Source organism: Alphaproteobacteria bacterium (assembly GCA_017308135.1).
Lineage (GTDB): Bacteria > Pseudomonadota > Alphaproteobacteria > CACIAM-22H2 > CACIAM-22H2 > Tagaea.
The window spans coordinates 1-1,630 of record JAFKFM010000002.1 but is presented as its reverse complement, the minus strand read 5'-3'; the positions used below and the strand labels follow the sequence as shown (position 1 = coordinate 1,630).

Sequence of the window (1,630 nt, the reverse complement as noted above, 5' to 3'; positions counted from 1 at the left end):
CGTAAGCGCCAAGGGGCCACCGCGTAGCGGTTCTGGCTCTGATCTGAGATTCTTCGTGCCGTTTGGAGTCGAAGGATCTGCTGATGGAAATTTCTATATCTACGCCTATGCCTGATGACAGAAATTGTCATGTGATCGAGGCTCTGGAGGCCCGGCCGTTGCGGGGACGTAGGGGCTGGTCGGATGAAGCGAAGGCGCGGCTCGTCGCGGAGACTTTTGCTCCTGGGGCGAATGTTTCGGCGATCGCCCGCCGGGCCGGGATGGCGCCGTCGCAGTTGTTCGGCTGGCGGCGGCAGGCATTGGCCAGCGGCGCTGTCGCGCCTGCAGCCGAAGGTGACCCGCCGCTGAGCTTCACGCGCTACGAAGCAGCCCGCAGTGCGCTGGTTGAGATCGTGATCGGCGACATCGTGGTCCGTGCCGGCCCCGATGTGACGAGTGACCATCTTGCGGCGGTGCTGCGGGCGGTTCGTCAGGCATGATCCCGTCGGGTGTGGCGGTTTACGTTGCGAGCACGCCGGTCGACTTCCGCAAGGGGCCGCTGTCGTTGATGGCGCTTGTGCGCGACGGCGGCGTCGATCCCTTCAACGGGGCGCTTTACGTGTTCCGTTCTAAAAGAGCCGACCGGGTGAAGATCGTCTGGTGGGATGGCAGCGGGGTCTGCCTTTACGCCAAGACGATCGAGACGACGCGGTTCTGCTGGCCGCCGGTGTCGGCGTCGCGGGTCCGGCTGAACCATGCCCAGTTGCTGGCGCTGGTCGACGGAATGGACTGGAAGAAGGTTCGCTCGGCCTCGGTCCGACGGCCGCAAGCATTGGGATGAGCGGTCTGTGGCAAAGTGAATCAGGCCTTTGAACGGCTTGGAAAAACGCGCCTGCCTGTGCTGTGATCGCGGTGATGACCGCGGCCATTCCAGAGCTTCCGGACGACATCGAAGCGCTCAAGGCGATGGTTCTCACCATGGCAGCGCAGTCGGCCCGCCTTGAAGAGCGCAGCCATCATCTGCAGGCCGTGAATAAGGCGGCCGAGGAGCGGATCGCGGCGCTGACGGCGATCGTGAAGATGCTGGAGCGAGCGCGTTACGGCCGGCGCTCGGAGCGGCTGGGCGGCGCGGTGCTGGATGACGACCAGTATGCCTTCGTGCTCGACGAGATCGAGACGGGCCTGGCAGTGATCCAGGAGGAACTGCAAGCGGCCGATCCGGATCGCCCGAAGCGCGCTCCGCGGCCTCGGAAGGGATTTGCGCCGCATCTGGAACGGGTCGAGCGGGTGATCGAGCCGGAGATCCCACCCGGCTGCGAAGGCTTGGAAAAGGTGCTGATCGGCGAGGACATCTCGGAGCGCCTCGACGTGACGGCGGCGAAGTTCCGGGTGATCGTGACCCGCCGCCCGAAATACGCCTTCCGGGGGCGTGATGGCGTAATCCAGGCACCGGCGCCGGCCCATCTGGTCGAAAGCGGCATCCCGAGTGAGGCGCTGCTGGCCCAGATCGCGGTCTCCAAATATGCCGATGGCCTGCCGCTCTATCGACAGGAGGCGATCTATGCCCGCGACAAGGTCGAGCTGAGCCGGTCGCTGATGGCGCAATGGATGGGCAAGGTCGGCTACGAGCTCATGCCTCTGGCCGATTACG

The 1,630-nt window shown here is 64.9% G+C and carries 3 protein-coding genes; all 3 read left to right on the top strand.

The features are described from left to right. Window positions 1-107 precede the first annotated feature (107 nt). Window positions 108-479: a transposase gene (locus tag J0H39_00035; protein ID MBN9495113.1), complete on the top strand. Its 372-nt coding sequence runs from the start codon at window positions 108-110 to the stop codon at window positions 477-479. Further along, the gene (gene tnpB, locus J0H39_00030; GenBank protein ID MBN9495112.1) at window positions 476-820 is read left to right on the top strand and encodes an IS66 family insertion sequence element accessory protein TnpB; all 345 of its coding nucleotides are present in this window, start codon (window positions 476-478) and stop codon (window positions 818-820) included. The genes J0H39_00035 and tnpB overlap by 4 nt, the downstream gene beginning before the upstream one ends. 74 nt (window positions 821-894) lie before the next feature. Continuing rightward, window positions 895-1,630 (top strand): transposase (locus tag J0H39_00025; protein MBN9495111.1); only part of this gene is annotated, 736 nt, incomplete at its 3' end.

Bases quoted from the DNA above. Each gene is read 5' to 3' on its own strand.
- J0H39_00035 (MBN9495113.1), top strand. From the start codon at position 108: ATGCCTGATGACAGAAATTGTCATGTGATCGAGGCTCTGGAGGCCCGG.
- tnpB (MBN9495112.1), top strand. From the start codon at position 476: ATGATCCCGTCGGGTGTGGCGGTTTACGTTGCGAGCACGCCGGTCGAC.